The sequence below is a fragment of the Nocardioides sp. Root1257 genome (genome assembly GCF_001425175.1).
Taxonomy (GTDB): domain Bacteria; phylum Actinomycetota; class Actinomycetes; order Propionibacteriales; family Nocardioidaceae; genus Nocardioides.
Genome location: NZ_LMDV01000010.1, coordinates 292,545 through 310,154, shown reverse-complemented (window position 1 = coordinate 310,154; position 17,610 = coordinate 292,545). Strand labels below are relative to the sequence as shown.

Genomic DNA, 17,610 nt, shown 5'->3' with positions numbered 1-17,610 from the left:
GCCGTACGCTTGCGCCGTGCCTGCCACCTCCGCCGAGACGCGCACCGGTCTCGTGCGCCGTGCGCGCAAGATCGACCGCGTCCTGGGCGAGACCTACCCGGACGCGAAGTGCGAGCTCGACTTCGACGATCCGTTCCAGCTGCTGGTCGTCACCGTGCTCTCCGCGCAGACGACCGACAAGCGGGTCAACGCCGTCCGCCCGACGCTCTTCGCGGCCTACCCGGACGCCCGCGCGATGGCGGCGGCCGACCGCGAGACGCTGGAGGGGATCGTCGGCCCGCTCGGGTTCTTCCGGGCCAAGACGGAGTCCCTGCTCAAGCTGAGCGCCGCGCTGGTCGAGGACCACGGCGGGCAGGTGCCGCCCCGGCTCGACGACCTGGTCAAGCTGCCCGGCGTCGGTCGCAAGACCGCCAACGTCGTGCTCGGCAACGCGTTCGGCATCCCGGGCATCACGGTCGACACCCACTTCGGCCGGCTCGCCCGCCGCTTCGGCTGGACCGAGGAGACCGACCCGGTCAAGGCCGAGCACGCCGTCGGTGCCCTCTTCGAGAAGCGCGACTGGACGATGCTCAGCCACCACCTGATCTGGCACGGCCGCCGGGTCTGCCACAAGCAGAAGCCCGCGTGCGGCGCGTGCACCGTCGCGCAGTGGTGCCCGTCGTACGGCGAGGGCCCGACCGACCCCGAGGCTGCGGCCAAGCTCGTCAAGACCGAAGGCCGCGCATGAGGCGTGCGCTGCTGGCCGCCACGGCGGCGGTCGCGCTCCTGCTGTCCGGCTGCAACGCGGACGACGTGAAGCCGCCGGGCCAGTCGAAGGTCGACGTCGACACCCCGCAGCTGCAGAAGCTCAAGGGCGCGACGGACATCGAGGACTGCGCCCCGGGGACGGCCACCGACGGCGGCCTGCCCGACCTCACGCTGCCCTGCCTGGGTGGCGGGCCCGACGTCGACCTCACGACCCTCCAGGGCCCGATGATCGTCAACCTGTGGGCGTCGTGGTGCGGACCGTGCCGCAAGGAGATGCCCGCGGTCCAGGCCTTCTACGAGAAGTACGGCGAGCAGGTCCCGGTGCTGGGGATCGACTACCAGGACCAGCAGCCCGCCGCCGCGCTCGCGCTCGCGAAGAAGTCGGGGGTGACCTACCCGCTGGTCGCCGACCCCGGCGGTGACATCAACGGCAGCGACCCGGTCCCGCACTTCCTGGGCATCCCGATCTTCCTGTTCGTCAGCGCCGACGGTGACGTCGAGGTCGTCCCCGGCGGGGTCGACTCGGTCGACGACCTGGTCGACCTGGTCGACGACCACCTGGGTGTCGCGCTGTGAGCGGGCCAGACGCGCCCGAGCTCCCCGACTGGCTGCGCCCGGTCGAGCGCGCGGCCCGCGAGATCGAGGCGTCCGACCTGACCCGGTTCGTCCCGCCGCCGGGCATTGACGCCCGGCGCGGCGCCGTGCTCATGCTCTTCGGCGACGGCCCGCAGGGCGGCGAGCTGCTCCTCACCGAGCGGGCCCACGACATGCGCTCGCACCCCGGGCAGGTGTCCTTCCCGGGTGGGTCGCTGGACCCGGGGGAGAACGTCGTCGAGGCCGCGCTGCGTGAGGCGGAGGAGGAGGTCGGTGTCGAGCCGAGCTCCGTCACGGTCTTCGGGCGGCTGCCCGAGCTGTGGCTGCCGCCGAGCAACTTCGCCGTGACTCCGATCCTCGGCTGGTGGAGCGAGCCGGCGGAGGTCTCCGTGGTGAGTCGCGCGGAGGTGCACGCGATCCACCACGTGCCGCTCGCCGAGCTGATCGACCCCGAGCACCGGATCACCGTGCGGATGCCTGTGGGCGACTACCGCAGCCCCGGATTCCTCATCGGCGCCGACCACGACGTCATCCTGTGGGGCTTCACCGGCGGCATCATCGCCCGGCTCCTGGACTTCCTGGGCTGGTCCGTCCCCTGGAACGAGTCGCGCATCCGCGATCTACCCGCTTATATGTTCACCGGACAGGAACGCCGCTCCGCTGACCTGCTCGACATCGACGACGAACAGCGCCGCGGGGGTGGACGATGAACCTGCTCGACTGGCTGCTGGTCGTGCTCGTCCTCGCCTACGCGCTCTCGGGCTACTGGCAGGGCTTCATCACCGGTGCGTTCGCCACGACCGGACTGCTGCTCGGCGGCCTGTTCGGCGTGTGGCTCGCGCCGACCGCCCTCGGTGACGCGGACCCGTCGATGTGGGTCTCCCTGGGTGCGCTCTTCATCGTGATCCTGTCCGCCTCGCTCGGTCAGGCGCTCTTCCAGTTCGTCGGCTCCCGGATCCGCGACAAGATCACCTGGCAGCCGGCCCGCGCGCTGGACGCGGTCGGCGGGGCGCTCCTCAGCGCGGTCGCGGTGCTGATCGTCGCCTGGGCCCTGGGCGTCGCGATCTCCGGATCGCGGATCGGCGGCATCACCCCGCTCGTCCGCGAGTCGGCGGTCCTGGCCCACGTCGACGAGGCGCTGCCCGACACCGCCGACGGCGCGCTCCAGGCGTTCAACAACGTCGTCGGCACCAGCTTCTTCCCGCGCTACCTCGAGCCGTTCGCGCCGGAGCGGATCGTCGAGGTCGGCCCCGGCCCCAAGCGGCTGCTGCACGACCCCGACGTCGAGCGCGCCGCCGCCAGCGTCGTCAAGATCCACGGCGACAACTCCTGCGGCCGCGGGGTCGAGGGCTCCGGCTTCATCTACGCCCAGAACCGCCTGATGACCAACGCCCACGTGGTGGCCGGGGTCAAGGACCCTGAGGTCGTCATCGGCGACACCACCCTGGACGCCGACGTCGTCTACTACAACCCCGACGTCGACGTCGCCGTCCTCGCCTTCGACAGCGGCGACACCGCCACCCTCCCGTTCAACCGCAGCGGCGGCGCCGGCACGGGGGTCGCGATCCTCGGCTACCCCGAGGACGGCCCGTACGACGTGCAGCCCGGTCGGATCCGCGCCCAGCAGCGGCTGCGGTCCCCGGACATCTACGGCAACGGCTCGGTCATCCGCGACGTCTACTCGCTCCGCGGCCTGATCCGGCCGGGCAACTCCGGTGGCCCGATCGTCTCCTCGAAGGGCGAGGTCGTCGGGGTCGTCTTCGCGGCGTCGGTCAACGACCACGACACCGGCTACGCGCTGACCGCCGACCAGGTCTCCCAGGCCGCGGCCGAGGGCCTGAGCCGCTCCGACCAGGTCAGTACGGGCGACTGCGCAGGGTGACAGCGCGGAGCGCTGGCACCCGCGGCGCAGGAGGATCGAGCAAGCCCCGCGGCTGAGGAACGAAGCCGCTACGGGCGGGTCGAGATCCGGTGAGCCGAGAAGCAGCCTCAGCCCCGCGTCAGCTCGTCTGACCCTTGAGCGCCTTCGGGATCTCGCGGCCCTGCTCGATCGCGCGCTCGGGCGCGCGCACCTTCTTGACGCTGCGGATGCCGAGGAAGACCAGGAGCGCCGCGAGCAGTGCGTAGAAGCCGAACACGATCAGGAACGCCCAGTGCAGGGCGAGGCCGTCGCCGTTCCAGTTGATGAAGTACGCGATCGCGACGGACAGCATGATCACCGCGAGCACCAGCAGGAAGACCGCGGCCGCGAACATCCCGATACCGACGCCGCCGGCCCTGACGCTCACCTTCAGCTCGGACTTCGCGAGCTGGATCTCCTTCTGGACCAGCGTGGAGATGTCCCGGGTGGCGTCGTGGACCAGCCTGCCGATGGTGGGTTCGTCCTCAGGCGTCGAAGGTGCCGGGGCCTGGTTGGTCGCCATGCGCGCAACCCTACAGAACGCTCAGCGGTTCTCGTCGCCCCGTTGGTAGACGTCGGGGACGCCGTCGAGGTCGCTGTCGAGCTCCTCGGCCTCGCACACCCGCCGGTAGACCCGGTTGCGGGTGCGCAGCACGATCGTCGCGAGCACGACCGCGACCAGCGACCCGACGAGGACGGCGACCTTCACGTGGTCGTTCTCCGCGCTGTCACTCCCGAAGGCCAGCTCTCCGATGAGCAGCGACACGGTGAACCCGACGCCAGCCAGCATCGCCATGCCGATGACGTCGATCCAGGCGAGCTCGTCGTCGAGGTCGGCCCGGGTGAAGGTCGACAGCAGCCAGGTCGAGCCGGCGATGCCGACGGTCTTGCCGACGACCAGGCCGCACACGATCCCGAGCGCGACGGGGTCGGACAGTGCGCTCCGGAGCCCCTCGACCCCGCCGACGGCGACCCCCGCAGCGAAGAACGCGAAGACCGGGACTGCCACTCCCGCGGAGATCGGGCGCACCAGGGTCTCGAGGTACTCGGCCAGCCCGCGGCCGTCCTGGCCGTCACGTCGGAGCACCGGCACCGTGAACGCGAGCGAGACGCCCGCGACGGTCGCGTGCACGCCGGACGCGTGCACGCAGCCCCAGGCGAGGAGGGCCAGGGGGATGAGCAGCCACCACGACCAGATCCGGCGTTGCACCAGCAGCCCGAAGGCGGCGATCGGGATGACGGCGAGGAGCAGCCAGCCCAGCGCGAGGTGGTCGGTGTAGAAGAGCGCGATGATCGTGATCGCCAGCAGGTCGTCGACGACGGCGAGCGTCAGCAGGAACGTCCGCAGACCGGTGGGCAGGTGCGTGCTGATCACGGCGAGGATCGCGACGGCGAACGCGATGTCGGTGGCGGTGGGGATCGCCCACCCGCTGAGGTCGCCGTTCGGGCCGAGGTTCCACAGCACGTAGACGATGGCGGGCGTGGCCATGCCTCCGACCGCGGCGACGACCGGCAGGGCCGCACGTCGCGGGTCGCGGAGGTCGCCGGCGACGAACTCGCGCTTGAGCTCGAGGCCGGCCACGAAGAAGAAGATCGCCAGGAGACCGTCGGCGGCCCAGGTGCCGAGCGTCAGGTCGAGGTGCAGGGCCTCGGGTCCGACGACGTGGTCGCGCAGGTCGAAGTACGCGTCCGACCACCGGGTGTTGGCCCAGATGAGGGCGACGGCCGCGGCGGCGATCAGCAGCAGGCCGCCGGTCGTCTCGGCCCGCAGGATCCCCGCCGTGCGCGAGCTCTCCAGCCAGCTGCCGCGGGAGAAGAGCGGCGGCCCCGGACGACGCTGGCTGGGCTGGCTCACGGTGCTCCCTGGAGGGTCGACGGCACGACTGCCGACCAGACTTCCCGGCGCACCTGGACCCACCCTAGCGAACGCCGACCCGGCGCTGGTTTCACCTCAGGAGTGAGAACCAGCGCCGGGTCGGCTGACAACCAGTGCCGGGTCGGCTACTCGTCGGAGCCGCCGGCCGACTCCTTGTCCTTGATCAGGTCCATGACCGTGGAGTCGGCGAGGGTGGTGACGTCGCCGACCTCACGGTGCTCGGCCACGTCGCGGAGCAGGCGGCGCATGATCTTGCCGGAGCGGGTCTTCGGGAGCTCCGGGACGATCATGATCTGGCGTGGCTTGGCGATCGCGCCGATCTCCTTGCGGACGTGGTTGCGCAGCTCCTCGACGATGTCCTCGCCGCCGTCGCCGGCCTCCTCGCGGAGGATGACGAACGCGCAGACCGCCTGGCCGGTGTCCTCGTCCTTGGCGCCGACGACCGCGGCCTCGGCGACCTTCGGGTGCGACACGAGCGCCGACTCGATCTCGGTGGTGGAGAGCCGGTGGCACAGGCGGCGCATGATCTTGCCGGAGCGGGTCTTCGGGAGCTCCGGGACGATCATGATCTGGCGTGGCTTGGCGATCGCGCCGATCTCCTTGCGGACGTGGTTGCGCAGCTCYTCGACGATGTCCTCGCCGCCGTCGCCGGCCTCCTCGCGCAGGATCACGAACGCACACACCGCCTGGCCGGTGTCCTCGTCCTTGGCGCCGACGACCGCGGCCTCGGCGACCTTCGGGTGCGACACGAGCGCCGACTCGATCTCGGTGGTGGAGAGCCGGTGGCCGGAGACGTTCATGACGTCGTCGACCCGGCCGAGGACCCASAGGTCGCCGTCGGAGTCCTTCTTCCACGTGATCGCCGAGATCCCGACGCNGGCGACCTTCGGGTGCGACACGAGCGCCGACTCGATCTCGGTGGTGGAGAGCCGGTGGCCGGAGACGTTCATGACGTCGTCGACCCGGCCGAGGACCCACAGGTCGCCGTCGGAGTCCTTCTTGGCGCCGTCGCCGGCGAAGTACCAGCCCTGCCTGTCGTCGGTCGCTGGGTAGCGCGACCAGTAGGTGTCCTTGTAGCGCTCGTCGTCGCCCCARATGGTGCGCAGCATCGACGGCCACGGCTCGGTGAGCACGAGGTAGCCGCCGGAGCCGTTGGGCACCGAGGTGCCGTCCTCGGTGACGACGTCGGCGGAGATGCCGGGGATCGGGATCATCGCGGAGCCGGGCTTGCCGTCGGTGACGCCGGGCAGCGGGCTGATCATGATCATCCCGGTCTCGGTCTGCCACCAGGTGTCGACGACCGGGGTGCGGTCGCCGCCGATGACGTGGCGGTACCAGACGTAGGCCTCCGGGTTGATCGGCTCGCCGACCGAGCCGAGGATGCGCAGCGACGACATGTCGAAGCGGTCCGGGATNCCGATGACGTGGCGGTACCAGACGTAGGCCTCCGGGTTGATCGGCTCGCCGACCGAGCCGAGGATGCGCAGCGACGACATGTCGAAGCGGTCCGGGATCTCGCGGCCCTGCTTCATGAACGACCGGATCGCGGTGGGCGCGGTGTAGAAGATGGTGACCTTGTAGTCCTGGATGATCTGCCACCAGCGGCCGCGCTCGGGGGCGTCCGGGGTGCCCTCGTACATCACCTGCGTCGCGCCGTTCGCGAGCGGCCCGTAGACCATGTAGGAGTGGCCGGTCACCCAGCCGATGTCGGCCGAGCACCAGTAGACGTCGGTCTCNCATCACCTGCGTCGCGCCGTTCGCGAGCGGCCCGTAGACCATGTAGGAGTGGCCGGTCACCCAGCCGATGTCGGCCGAGCACCAGTAGACGTCGGTCTCGGGCTTGAGGTCGAAGACCGCCCAGTGCGTGTACGACGTGCCGACGAGGTAGCCGCCCGTCGTGTGCAGGATGCCCTTCGGCTTGCCGGTCGTCCCGGAGGTGTACATGACGTAGAGCGGGTGCTCGGCGTCGAACGCCTCGGGGGTGTGCTCGTTCGACGCGCTGTCGACCGCGTCGTGCCACCACACGTCGACGTCGTCGTCCCAGTCGACGTCCTGGCCGGTACGACGTACGACCAGGACCTTCTCGACGACGCTCGTCTTGGTGCGCGCCTCGTCGACCGCGGGCTTCAGCGCCGAGGGTGCGCCGCGGCGGTAGCCGCCGTCGGAGGTGATGACGACCTTCGCCTGGCAGTCGTCGAGCCGCGACGCCAGCGCGTCGGCGGAGAAGCCACCGAACACGACCGTGTGCGGGGCGCCGATCCGCGCGCAGGCCAGCATCGCGACGACGGCCTCGGGGATCATCGGCAGGTAGATCGCGACCCGGTCCCCGGTCTGCACGCCGAGCTCCGTGAGCGCGTTCGCGGCCTTGCTGACCTCGTCCTTGAGCTGCGCGTAGGTGATGTCGCGGGTGTCGTCGAGCGGCTCGCCGACCCAGTGGATCGCGACCTTGTCGCCCCGGCCCGCCTCGACGTGCCGGTCGACGCAGTTGTACGACGCGTTGAGCCTGCCGCCCACGAACCACTTCGCGAACGGTGCGTCGTCCCAGTCGAGGACGCGGTCCCACTTCTGCGCCCAGTCCAGCCGCTCGGCCTGCTCGGACCAGAATGCGTCACGGTCCGACGCCGCCCGGTCGTACGCCTCCTCCTTGAGGTTGGCGTGCTCGGCGATCTCCGCCGGCGGCTCGAACCGGCGGTCCTCCTTCAGCAGGTTCGACAGGGTCTCTTCGGTCACGATCTCTCCTGGACGTTCCGGGGGCGGAAGTAGTGGTACCCGCCACAGTAGGACGTGGCGGGTACCAGGTGGTGAGGGGTCGGGGTCAGTGCTGGACGGCCTTCTCGGAGCCGGCGCCGCTGAGGGCGCGGACCTCGAGCTCGGTGTAGCGGTCCTCTGCGGTGGGCTCGCGCGAGGTGACCGTGCCGAGCCAGCCGAGGAAGAAGCCGAGCGGGATCGAGACGATGCCCGGGTTCTCGAGGGGGAACCACGAGATGTCGATGCTGGTGGGCAGCAGCGACAGGTTCTTTCCGGTGTTGGGGTCGATGCCCTTGCCGGACATGATCGGCGAGAAGATCACCAGCCCGACCGACGAGATCAGGCCGCCGTAGATGCTCCAGACGGCGCCGCGGGTGTTGAAGCGCCTCCAGAACATGTTGTAGAGGATCGCGGGCAGGTTGGCCGAGGCTGCGACCGCGAAGGCGAGCGCGACCAGGAACGCGACGTTCAGCCGCTGCGCCGGGATCGCCAGCAGGATCGCCACCAGGCCGATGGCGAGCGCCGACCAGCGGGCGACCTTGAGCTCCTCGCCCTCCGACGCCTCGCCGCGGCGGATGACGCCGTTGTAGATGTCGTGGGCGACGCTGACCGACGACGTCAGGGTCAGGCCGGCGACGACCGCGAGGATGGTGGCGAACGCGACCGCGGAGATCAGGGCCAGCAGGACGGCGCCCCCGGTCGAGCCGTCGCCGCCGCCGACGGCTTGGGCGAGCAGCGGTGAGGCGAGGTTCCCTCCCGAGGCCACGACCTTGGCGTAGTCGCCCTTGTTGAGCAGCGCCGCGGCACCGAAGCCGAGCACCAGCGTGAAGAGGTAGAACACGCCGATCAGGCCGATCGCCCAGAGCACCGACTTCCGGGCGTCCCGCGAGGTCGGCACGGTGTAGAAGCGGATCAGGATGTGGGGCAGTCCTGCGGTGCCGAGCACGAGCGCGATGCCGAGCGAGAGGAAGTCGATCTTGCTGGTGTCGCTCACGCCGTACTTGAGACCGGGCTCCAGGAACGCCTGGCCCTTGCCGCTGTTGGACGCCGCGGTGCCGAGCAGGTCGGAGAGGTTGAACCCGAACTTCGCCAGTACCAGGACGACGATCAGCGCGGAGCCGGCCATCAGCAGCACGGCCTTGACGATCTGCACCCAGGTCGTGCCCTTCATGCCGCCGACGGTGACGTAGAAGATCATCAGCGCGCCGACGGCGAAGATGGTGATGTTCTTCGCGGTGTCCCCGCTGACGTCGAGGAGCAGGGCGACGAGGGCGCCCGCGCCGACCATCTGGGCGAGCAGGTAGAAGATCGAGACGACGACGGTCGACGTCGCCGCCGCCGTGCGCACGGGGCGCTGGCGCATCCGGAACGCGAGCTGGTCGGCCATCGTGTACCGACCGGAGTTGCGGAGCATCTCCGCGACGAGGAGCAGCGCCACCAGCCACGCGACCAGGAAGCCGATCGAGTAGAGGAAGCCGTCGTACCCGCTCAGGGCGATGGCACCGGAGATGCCGAGGAACGACGCGGCCGACATGTAGTCGCCGCCGATCGCGAGGCCGTTCTGGACGCCGGAGAAGCCGCGGCCGCCGGCGTAGAAGTCGGCCGCGCCGGACGTCTGACGGCTGGCCCAGAAGGTGATGCCGACGGTGATCGCGACCACCGCGAGGAAGAGCGTGGTCGTCAGGAGCTGGTCGCCGTCCATCTCAGCCCCTCCCTTCGAGCTCGGCGATGTACTGCTCGTCGAGCCTGCGGGCGAGCGGGTCCAGGCGACTCGTGGAGTAGCGGCTGTAGACCCAGGCGAGCAGGAACGTCGTGACGAACTGGAGCAGCCCGAAGACGAGCGCGACGTTGATGTTGCCCCAGAGCTGGTGGCTCATGAAGTCGTGCGCCCAGTTGCTCATCACGACGTAGAGCAGGTACCAGGACAGGAACGCCACCGTCGCCGGGAAGACGAAGGCGCGGTAGGCCCGCCGCAGCTCGACGAAGTCCGGCTCCTGGTGGAGCGTGTCGTAGATCGGGTCGTGCCTGGCCGCCTGGTCGTGCGGCCGTTCGGTGTCGGTCACGGGTCTGCCTTCCGCTGGCCGGTGCTGGCTGTGATGGCCGTCACCCTGCCCATCCGGGCGGCCGGCGGGCAGGGGTGCGAGCGGGATCCGCGCCGAGCGGCTCGGTCGAAACGACGAGCGGTGGGCCTCGCGCGACGAGTGGTTTGCCGCCGTACGCCGTCCGTTGGTCTCGAGACGGTTGCCAACGCAACCTCCTCGACCATCGGTCCGTCGGGCTGGTACACAGCGCGCCGGCCGGCCGTGAGGTTGTGCGGGTCGTGAGGCCGTGAGGACAAGTTGACGTCTCCGGTACGGCGGCCCGAGGTGGGCGAAACGTCGGCGGCCGAGCGTGGTCCTCATGACGAGCTCGCACGCGACCGGACGGTGGATCGACGACTGGCGGCCGGAGGACGCCGAGTTCTGGGAGGGCGGCGGCCGGCAGGTCGCGCGCCGCAACCTGCTCTGGTCGATCTTCGCCGAGCACCTCGGCTTCTCGGTCTGGCTGATCTGGAGCGTGAGCTCGGCGTTCCTGCTGCAGATGGGGTTCGCGTTCTCCCCGCAGCAGCTCTTCGTGCTCGTGGCGCTGCCCAACCTGGTCGGCTCGCTGCTGCGGCTGCCCTACACGTTCGCGGTGCCGAGGTTCGGCGGCCGCAACTGGACGATGATCAGCGCCGGGCTGCTGCTCGTCCCGACCCTGCTCTTCGCGCACTTCGTGCAGCGCCCGGACACCCCGTTCTGGGTCTTCTGCGTGATCGCCGCGACGGCCGGGTTCGGCGGCGGCAACTTCGCCAGCTCGATGGCGAACATCAACTTCTTCTACCCGGCCGCCCAGAAGGGTGCCGCCCTCGGGCTCAACGCTGCCGGTGGCAACGCCGGGGTCTCGATCATCCAGCTGCTGCTGCCCGTGATGATCGGCGGCGCGGGCATCTTCGGTCTCGTCACGGCCAGCGAGGGCGGCCTGCACCTGCAGACGGCCGGCTACGTGTACGCCGGCCTCGCGGTGCTGGCCACGCTCGCGGCGTACCTCTGGATGGACAACCTCACCGGCGCCACCTCGAAGCCGCGGGAGCAGCTGCAGGTCGTGCGCAAGTCGCACACCTGGATCATGGCCTTCCTCTACATCGGCACCTTCGGCTCGTTCATCGGCTACTCCGCCGCCATGCCGCTGCTGATCAAGCTCAACTTCTGGGTGCCGGAGCCGGCGCCGCTCGGCACCGGCATCTACTTCGCCTACTACGCGTTCCTCGGCGCCGGCGTCGGCTCGGTCATGCGGCCGCTCGGCGGCTGGCTCGCCGACAGGTACGGCGGCGCGAAGGTCACCCTCGGCGCCTTCACCGGCATGGTGGTCTTCACGCTCGCGGTGCTGCTCACCCTCATGCAGCTCACCCCGAACCCCGGCGCCGACCCGGCGATCGCGAGCGACAACCAGTCGCTCTTCCCGTGGTTCCTCGGGTTCTTCCTGCTGATCTTCGCCTCGACCGGCATCGGCAACGGCTCGACGTACAAGATGATCCCGGCGATCTGGCGTCGCGAGGCCGAGACCACCACCGAGGCCGGGACGCCCGAGCGGACCGCCGCCATCTCAGCCTCGACCAAGCAGGCGAGCGCCGCGCTCGGTGTGATCGGCGCGATCGGTGCGCTCGGGGGCTTCCTGATCCCGATCGCGTTCAGCTCGCCGTGGGTGGACGACCCGCTGTCGGCGACCAAGGGCGCCTTCGTGGTGTTCACGGCCTACTACGTCGTCTGCGCCCTGGTGACCTACGCGGTCTACCTGCGCCGCCCTGCCCCTGCCGCGAAGCTCGCGATCGCCGGGGTCTGAGTGAAGACCCACTGCCCCTACTGCTCGCTCCAGTGCGGCATGGACCTGGAGCGGGTGGGCCGCGCCCTCGAGGTCCGGCCCTGGCCGGAGTTCCCCGTCAACGAGGGGGCGCTGTGCCGCAAGGGGTGGACGGCCACCGGGCTGCGCGGACACCGGGAGCGGCTGACGTCACCGCTAGTCCGGGACCGCGCGACCGGGGAGCTGCGCGCCGCCGGGTGGGACGAGGCGCTCGACCTGGTCGGCGCCAGGCTGCGCGGGCTGCGGTCGTCGTACGGCGCGGACGCGGTGGCGGTCTTCGGAGGTGGCGGGCTCACCAACGAGAAGGCCTACCAGCTCGGGAAGCTGGCCCGGGTCGCGCTCGGGACCAGCCAGGTCGACTACAACGGCCGCTGGTGCATGTCGTCGGCGGCGTCGGCGGCCAACCGCGCGTTCGGCGTCGATCGCGGCCTGCCCTTCCCGCTGGCCGACATCGAGCACACCGACGTGCTCGTGCTGGTCGGCAGCAACCTCGCCGAGACGATGCCGCCGGCTGCGCGGCACCTCGACCGGCTCCGTGACCACGGCGGTCACGTGGTGGTGATCGACCCGCGTCGTACGCCGACCGCCGACCGCGCCGACACGTTCCTCCAGCCGGTGCCCGGCACGGACCTCCCGATCGCCCTCGGTCTGCTGCACCTGCTGGACGCCGCCGGCGCGGTCGACGAGGAGTTCATCGAGAGCCGGACGACCGGCTGGGACGACGTACGGCGGGCCGCCGCCGCGTGGTGGCCCGAGCGGGTCGAGCGCGTGACAGGCGTGGAAGCAGCGCAGCTGCGCCGGTTGGGCACGCTGCTGGCCGACGCGGAGAAGGTCACGATCCTGACCGCGCGCGGCGCCGAGCAGCACGCGCAGGGCACCGACACCGTGCTCGCCTGGATCGACGTGGCGCTCGCACTGGGCATGCCGGGCCGGGCGAACGCGGGCTACGGCTGCCTGACCGGACAGGGCAACGGGCAGGGCGGCCGCGAGCACGGCCAGAAGGCCGACCAGCTGCCCGGCTACCGGATGATCGACGACCCGGCCGCCCGCGAGCACGTCGCGCGGGTGTGGGGAGTGCCGGCCGAGACGCTGCCCGGCAAGGGGCGCTCGGCGTACGAGCTGCTCGACGCGCTGGGCACCGACGGCGGCCCGAAGGCGCTGCTCGTCTTCGGCAGCAACATCGTGGTGTCGGCGCCGAACGCCACCCACGTCCGGTCGCGGCTCGACGATCTCGACCTGCTCGTCGTCGCCGACATCGTGCTGAGCGAGACCGCCGCCCTCGCGGACGTCGTCCTGCCGGTCACGCAGTGGGCGGAGGAGACCGGCACCATGACCAACCTCGAGGGTCGGGTGATCCTGCGTCAGCAGGCGGTCGAGCCGCCCGAGGGGGTCCGCTCGGACCTCGACGTGATGGCCGGGATCGCGGCCCGGGTGGGGTCACCCGTGGAGTTCTCCGCCGACCCCGAGGAGGTGTTCGCCGAGCTCGGCCGGGCGTCGGCCGGCGGCCGGGCCGACTACTCCGAGATCACCTACGACCGGATCCGCGAGGAGCACGGCGTGTTCTGGGCCGGCCCGAGGCTCTTCGCCGACGCGTTCGCCCACGACGACGGCCTGGCCCGGTTCGTCGCGGTCGAGCACCGCGGCCCGGCCGAGCCCGTCGACCCGGCGTACCCGCTCCACCTGACCACCGGGCGCGTCCTCGCGCAGTACCAGTCCGGCGCCCAGACCCGGCGCGTCCGCGAGCTGCCCGACGACGGGCCGTTCGTCGAGCTGCACCCGATGCTCGCCCGGCGGATCGGGGCGTACGACGGGGAGCCGGTCGTCGTGACCACCCGTCGCGGCGAGCTCAAGGCCCCGGCGCGGGTCGTCGACACCATCCGCCCGGACACCGTCTTCGTGCCCTTCCACTGGGTCGGCACCAACCGGCTCACCAACGACGCGCTCGACCCGTCGAGCCGGATGCCGGAGTTCAAGGTCTGCGCCTGCGCGGTGACGGCATGAGGACCGTCGTCGTCGGCGCCGGGATGGCGGCCAGCCGGCTCGCGCAGGAGCTCCCGGACGTGACCGTGCTCGGGGACGAGTCGCACCCGCCGTACAACCGGATCCTGCTGTCCGCCGTCCTCGAGGGCACCCACAGCCCGGACGCGCTGGCGATGCCGCTGCCGGAGCACGTCGACCTGCGGCTCGGCACCCGGGCCGTCGAGATCCACCGTGACGAGCGCGAGGTCGAGCTGGCCGACCGCAGCCGGGTGCCCTACGACCGGCTGGTGCTCGCCACCGGCAGCATCCCGACGCTCCCGCCGATCCGCGGGCTGGTGCGGATGGATGGGCGGCTCCACGAGAAGGTGCACGCGTTCCGCACGCTCGACGACTGCCACCGGCTCGACGCCGCGGTCGCGCACGCGCGCAACGCCGTCGTGGTCGGGGGCGGCCTGCTCGGTCTGCAGGTCGCCCGGGCCCTGAGCATCCGCGGGCTCGCGACGGAGGTCGTCGAGGGCGGCGAGCACCTGCTCCGCAGCCAGGTCGACGCGCGGGCCGGTGCCATCCTCGGCCGCGACCTGAAGCGGCTCGGCACCACCGTCTACACGGGGGCCCGCGCGGTGCGTCTCGACGATCGCGGCCTCACCCTCGACAACGGCTACACGCTCGAGACCGACCTCGTGGTGCTGACGGCCGGCGGACGTCCCTCGACGGCGCTGGCCCGCCGCGCCGGGCTCGACGTACGCCGCGGCATCGTGGTCGACCACCACCTCCGCACCAGCGACGAGCGCATCCACGCGATCGGGGACTGCGCCCAGCACGGCGACCAGGTCACCGGCTTCGTGCCGCCGGCGTGGGAGCAGGCGGGCCTGCTGGCGCGGCACCTCGCCGGCGAGGACGTCACGTACGACGGCTCCCGCACCGTCGCCCGCCTGCGCGCGACCGACCTCGACGTCGCCGTCCTCGGCGACCCCGAGCGGGCCGAGGGGCAGGTCGTGGAGGTCACCAACCCGGTGGTCGGCAGCCACCGCAAGCTCGTGGTCCGCGACGGCGTCATCGTCGCCGCCACCCTGGTCGGCGACCTCTCCCGGATCGGCCAGATCACCCAGCACTACGACCGCGGCACCGTCCTCGGCGCGCGCGAACCCGGCGACCTGCTGATGGGCGAGCGGACGGCGGGGCCGGTCGCCCTCCCCGACGACGCCGAGGTCTGCGCGTGCGCGGGTGTCAGCGCCGGCCGGGTCCGCGCCTGCTCCTCGCTCGACGACGTGCGCGCCACCACCCGCGCGACCACCGGCTGCGGCGGCTGCGCCCCCGCCGTACGACAGCTCCTCGCCACCCGCACCCTGGAGGGAACCCGAAGATGAGCACGCACCACCGCAAGACCCTCGTCGTCGCCGGCCACGGCATGGTCGGCCACCGCTTCGTGCAGGCCGCGATCGAGCGCGGCCTCACCGAGACCTACGACCTCGTCGTCGTCGGCGACGAGCCGCGCGCGGCGTACGACCGGGTGGCCCTGACGTCCTTCTTCGAGGTGGGCGCCGACGAGCTCTCCTTCCTGCCGGCGGGCGTGTACGACGACCCGCGGGTGCGGCTGCTGACCGGCACCGAGGTCGAGGGCTTCGACCCCGAGACGCGGTGCGTGCTGCTGTCCGGGGGCGAGGTCGTCCAGTACGACGAGTTGGTGCTGGCGACCGGGGCAGCACCGTTCGTGCCGCCGATCCCCGGTCACGACCTCGACGGCTGCTTCGTCTACCGCACCATCGAGGACCTGGAGGCGATCCGGGACGCGGCCACCACGGCGAAGGTCGGCGCGGTGATCGGCGGCGGACTGCTCGGCCTCGAGGCGGCCAACGCGCTCGCCCAGCTCGGCCTCGAGACCCACGTCGTCGAGATGGCGCCGCGGCTGATGGCCGTGCAGGTCGACGCCGCCGGTGGCGCCGTGCTGACGCGCCACATCGAGGAGCTCGGCCTGACCGTGCACACCGGCTCCGCGACCGAGCGGGTCCTGGGCGATGACCGGGTCACCGGCCTGGCGCTGAAGGACCGGGAGCCGGTGGCCGCCGAGATCGTCGTCTTCTCCGCCGGGATCCGGCCGCGGGACCGGCTGGCCCGCGACGCCGGGCTCGAGCTGGCCGAGCGGGGCGGCGTCCTCGTGGACGAGCGGTGCCGCACGTCCGACGAGCACGTCTGGGCGATCGGCGAGTGCGCGGCGCCGGGCGGTCGGATGTACGGCCTGGTGGCGCCCGGCTACGCGATGGCCGAGGTCGTCGTCGACGCCCTGCTCGGCGGGCCGGGCAGCTTCACCGGCGCCGACATGTCCACCAAGCTCAAGCTGATGGGCGTCGACGTGGCGTCCTTCGGCGACGCCTTCGCCGCGACCGACGGCGCGCTGGAGCTGGTCTTCTCCGATGCCGTCGCGGGCATCTACAAGAAGCTCGTCGTGAGCGAGGACGGCAAGCAGCTGCTCGGCGGGATCCTGGTCGGCGACGCCTCGGCGTACGGCGTGCTCCGGCCGATGGTCGCCTCCGGCATCGAGCTGCCCGACAACCCGGAGGAGCTGATCCTGCCCGCCGGCCGCGGCGGCGCCGGCGTGGAGCTGCCCGACGAGGCGCAGGTCTGCTCCTGCAACGACGTGACGAAGGGCGACATCATCGCGGCCGCCGCGACCCACGGGACGACCCGCGCCGGCAGCACCTGCGGCTCCTGCAAGGCGCAGACGAAGAAGATCATCGAGGACTGGTTCGAGTCCCAGGGCAAGGTCGTCGACCGGAGCCTCTGCGAGCACTTCGCGCTGACCCGGCAGGAGCTCTTCGAGGTGATCGCCGTCCACGGCCACACCCGCTTCGACGACATCGTCGCGGCGCACGGCACCGGCCGCGGCTGCGACATCTGCAAGCCGGCCATCGCGTCGATCCTCGCGAGCCAGATCAACGGGCACGTGCTGGAGGGCGACCGTCGTACCCTCCAGGACACCAACGACGCCTACCTCGCCAACATCCAGCGCAACGGCACCTACTCCGTCGTCCCGCGCATCGCCGGCGGGGAGATCACCCCCGACAAGCTGATCGTGATCGGCGAGGTCGCCCGCGACTTCGACCTCTACACGAAGATCACCGGTGGCCAGCGGATCGACCTCCTCGGCGCCCGGATGGAGCAGCTGCCCGCGATCTGGCGCCGGCTCGTCGACGCCGGCTTCGAGTCCGGGCACGCGTACGGCAAGTCCCTGCGCACGGTGAAGTCCTGCGTCGGCTCGACCTGGTGCCGGTACGGCGTCCAGGACTCGACCCAGCTCGCGATCGACCTGGAGCTGCGCTACCGCGGCCTCCGCTCCCCGCACAAGCTCAAGGGCGGGGTCAGCGGCTGCGCCCGCGAGTGCGCGGAGGCGCGGTCGAAGGACTTCGGCGTGATCGCGACCGAGAAGGGCTGGAACCTCTACGTCGCCGGCAACGGCGGCGCCAACCCGGCCCATGCGCAGCTGCTCGCGGGCGACCTCGACCGCGAGACGCTGGTCCGCTACCTGGACCGGTTCCTCATGTACTACATCCGCACCGCCGACCGGCTGCAGCGGACGGCGCCGTGGGTGGACGGCCTCGACGGCGGCCTCGACCGGGTGCGCGCCGTCGTCGTCGACGACGTGCTCGGGCTGGGCACCGAGCTGGAGGCGGCGATGGCCCGGCACGTGGACACGTACGTCGACGAGTGGTCGGCGACGCTCGACGACCCGGACAAGCTGGCCCGCTTCGTGTCCTTCGTGAACGCACCGGACACCCCGGACCCGCACATCTCCTTCACCAGCGTGCGCGGGCAGGTGCAGCCGGCCGACTCCGACGGTCCGGTGTCGCTGGGAAGGACCATCCCGGTGGGTGCGCCCCAGTGAACGGGG

General features: G+C 71.4%; 15 protein-coding genes and 1 pseudogene. 8 read left to right on the top strand and 8 right to left on the bottom strand.

Annotated elements, in window-relative coordinates:
• Positions 1-16: 16 nt before the first annotated feature.
• The 4 genes from nth to ASC77_RS20415 are packed head-to-tail and all read left to right on the top strand — an operon-like array spanning position 17 to position 3,223.
• Positions 17-727, top strand: coding sequence for an endonuclease III (gene nth, locus ASC77_RS20430; protein WP_056157164.1), 711 nt, complete (start codon positions 17-19; stop codon positions 725-727).
• Complete coding sequence (locus tag ASC77_RS20425; RefSeq protein ID WP_056157162.1) at positions 724-1,323, top strand: TlpA family protein disulfide reductase; 600 nt, start codon at positions 724-726, stop codon at positions 1,321-1,323. Before nth ends, ASC77_RS20425 begins: the two co-directional genes overlap by 4 nt.
• Positions 1,320-2,051, top strand: a complete 732-nt coding sequence (locus ASC77_RS20420) for an NUDIX hydrolase (protein WP_056157159.1) — start codon at positions 1,320-1,322, stop codon at positions 2,049-2,051. The genes ASC77_RS20425 and ASC77_RS20420 overlap by 4 nt, the downstream gene beginning before the upstream one ends.
• Positions 2,048-3,223: a MarP family serine protease gene (locus ASC77_RS20415; protein WP_056157158.1), complete on the top strand. Its 1,176-nt coding sequence runs from the start codon at positions 2,048-2,050 to the stop codon at positions 3,221-3,223. Before ASC77_RS20420 ends, ASC77_RS20415 begins: the two co-directional genes overlap by 4 nt.
• Before the next feature lie 118 nt (positions 3,224-3,341).
• On the opposite strand, the gene ASC77_RS20410 is transcribed toward ASC77_RS20415, so the two are convergent.
• From ASC77_RS20410 to ASC77_RS27600, 8 genes and pseudogenes are all read right to left on the bottom strand, one after another.
• Positions 3,342-3,764, bottom strand: coding sequence for a phage holin family protein (locus tag ASC77_RS20410; RefSeq protein ID WP_056157156.1), 423 nt, complete (start codon positions 3,762-3,764; stop codon positions 3,342-3,344).
• A 21-nt stretch (positions 3,765-3,785) separates the two neighbouring features.
• The gene (gene nhaA, locus ASC77_RS20405; protein WP_056157154.1) at positions 3,786-5,096 is read right to left on the bottom strand and encodes a Na+/H+ antiporter NhaA; all 1,311 of its coding nucleotides are present in this window, start codon (positions 5,094-5,096) and stop codon (positions 3,786-3,788) included.
• A 146-nt stretch (positions 5,097-5,242) separates the two neighbouring features.
• Positions 5,243-5,994: pseudogene (locus ASC77_RS27875) on the bottom strand (AMP-binding enzyme); the annotation flags it as partial.
• A 1-nt stretch (position 5,995) separates the two neighbouring features.
• Positions 5,996-6,532, bottom strand: a 537-nt coding sequence (locus ASC77_RS27615; RefSeq protein ID WP_414813198.1) for an AMP-binding protein, incomplete at its 3' end; no start/stop codon positions are given.
• Between the two features lies 1 nt (position 6,533).
• Positions 6,534-6,796: AMP-binding protein (locus ASC77_RS27610; protein ID WP_414813201.1), on the bottom strand; the 263-nt coding region annotated here is incomplete at its 3' end.
• 58 nt (positions 6,797-6,854) lie between these two features.
• Positions 6,855-7,847: AMP-binding protein (locus ASC77_RS27605; protein ID WP_157560357.1), on the bottom strand; the 993-nt coding region annotated here is incomplete at its 3' end.
• An 85-nt stretch (positions 7,848-7,932) separates the two neighbouring features.
• Positions 7,933-9,567, bottom strand: coding sequence for a cation acetate symporter (locus ASC77_RS20395; RefSeq protein ID WP_056157152.1), 1,635 nt, complete (start codon positions 9,565-9,567; stop codon positions 7,933-7,935).
• A gap of 1 nt (position 9,568) precedes the next feature.
• The gene (locus ASC77_RS27600; RefSeq protein WP_056157150.1) at positions 9,569-9,928 is read right to left on the bottom strand and encodes a DUF485 domain-containing protein; all 360 of its coding nucleotides are present in this window, start codon (positions 9,926-9,928) and stop codon (positions 9,569-9,571) included.
• Positions 9,929-10,265: 337 nt separating this feature from the next.
• Here ASC77_RS27600 and ASC77_RS20385 point away from each other — a divergent pair, with 337 nt between their 5' ends.
• From ASC77_RS20385 to nirB, 4 genes are read left to right on the top strand one after another with little or no spacing between them, the layout of a single operon-like run.
• A complete protein-coding gene (locus tag ASC77_RS20385) occupies positions 10,266-11,726 on the top strand; it encodes an MFS transporter (protein WP_056157274.1) in 1,461 nt (486 codons plus the stop codon).
• On the top strand, positions 11,727-13,745 hold the full coding sequence (locus tag ASC77_RS20380) for a molybdopterin oxidoreductase family protein (protein WP_056157148.1): 2,019 nt from the start codon (positions 11,727-11,729) through the stop codon (positions 13,743-13,745).
• The gene (locus ASC77_RS20375; RefSeq protein ID WP_056157146.1) at positions 13,742-15,091 is read left to right on the top strand and encodes an FAD-dependent oxidoreductase; all 1,350 of its coding nucleotides are present in this window, start codon (positions 13,742-13,744) and stop codon (positions 15,089-15,091) included. The genes ASC77_RS20380 and ASC77_RS20375 overlap by 4 nt, the downstream gene beginning before the upstream one ends.
• Positions 15,088-17,604 (top strand): nitrite reductase large subunit NirB, encoded by a 2,517-nt coding sequence (gene nirB / locus ASC77_RS20370; RefSeq protein ID WP_056157144.1) that lies wholly within the window; start codon positions 15,088-15,090, stop codon positions 17,602-17,604. The genes ASC77_RS20375 and nirB overlap by 4 nt, the downstream gene beginning before the upstream one ends.
• Positions 17,605-17,610 lie beyond the last annotated feature (6 nt).

Bases quoted from the DNA above. Each gene is read 5' to 3' on its own strand.
- ASC77_RS20425 (WP_056157162.1), top strand. From the start codon at position 724: ATGAGGCGTGCGCTGCTGGCCGCCACGGCGGCGGTCGCGCTCCTGCTG.
- ASC77_RS20415 (WP_056157158.1), top strand. From the start codon at position 2,048: ATGAACCTGCTCGACTGGCTGCTGGTCGTGCTCGTCCTCGCCTACGCG.
- ASC77_RS20410 (WP_056157156.1), bottom strand. From the start codon at position 3,764: ATGGCGACCAACCAGGCCCCGGCACCTTCGACGCCTGAGGACGAACCC.
- ASC77_RS20395 (WP_056157152.1), bottom strand. From the start codon at position 9,567: ATGGACGGCGACCAGCTCCTGACGACCACGCTCTTCCTCGCGGTGGTC.
- ASC77_RS20385 (WP_056157274.1), top strand. From the start codon at position 10,266: ATGACGAGCTCGCACGCGACCGGACGGTGGATCGACGACTGGCGGCCG.
- ASC77_RS20375 (WP_056157146.1), top strand. From the start codon at position 13,742: ATGAGGACCGTCGTCGTCGGCGCCGGGATGGCGGCCAGCCGGCTCGCG.
- nirB (WP_056157144.1), top strand. From the start codon at position 15,088: ATGAGCACGCACCACCGCAAGACCCTCGTCGTCGCCGGCCACGGCATG.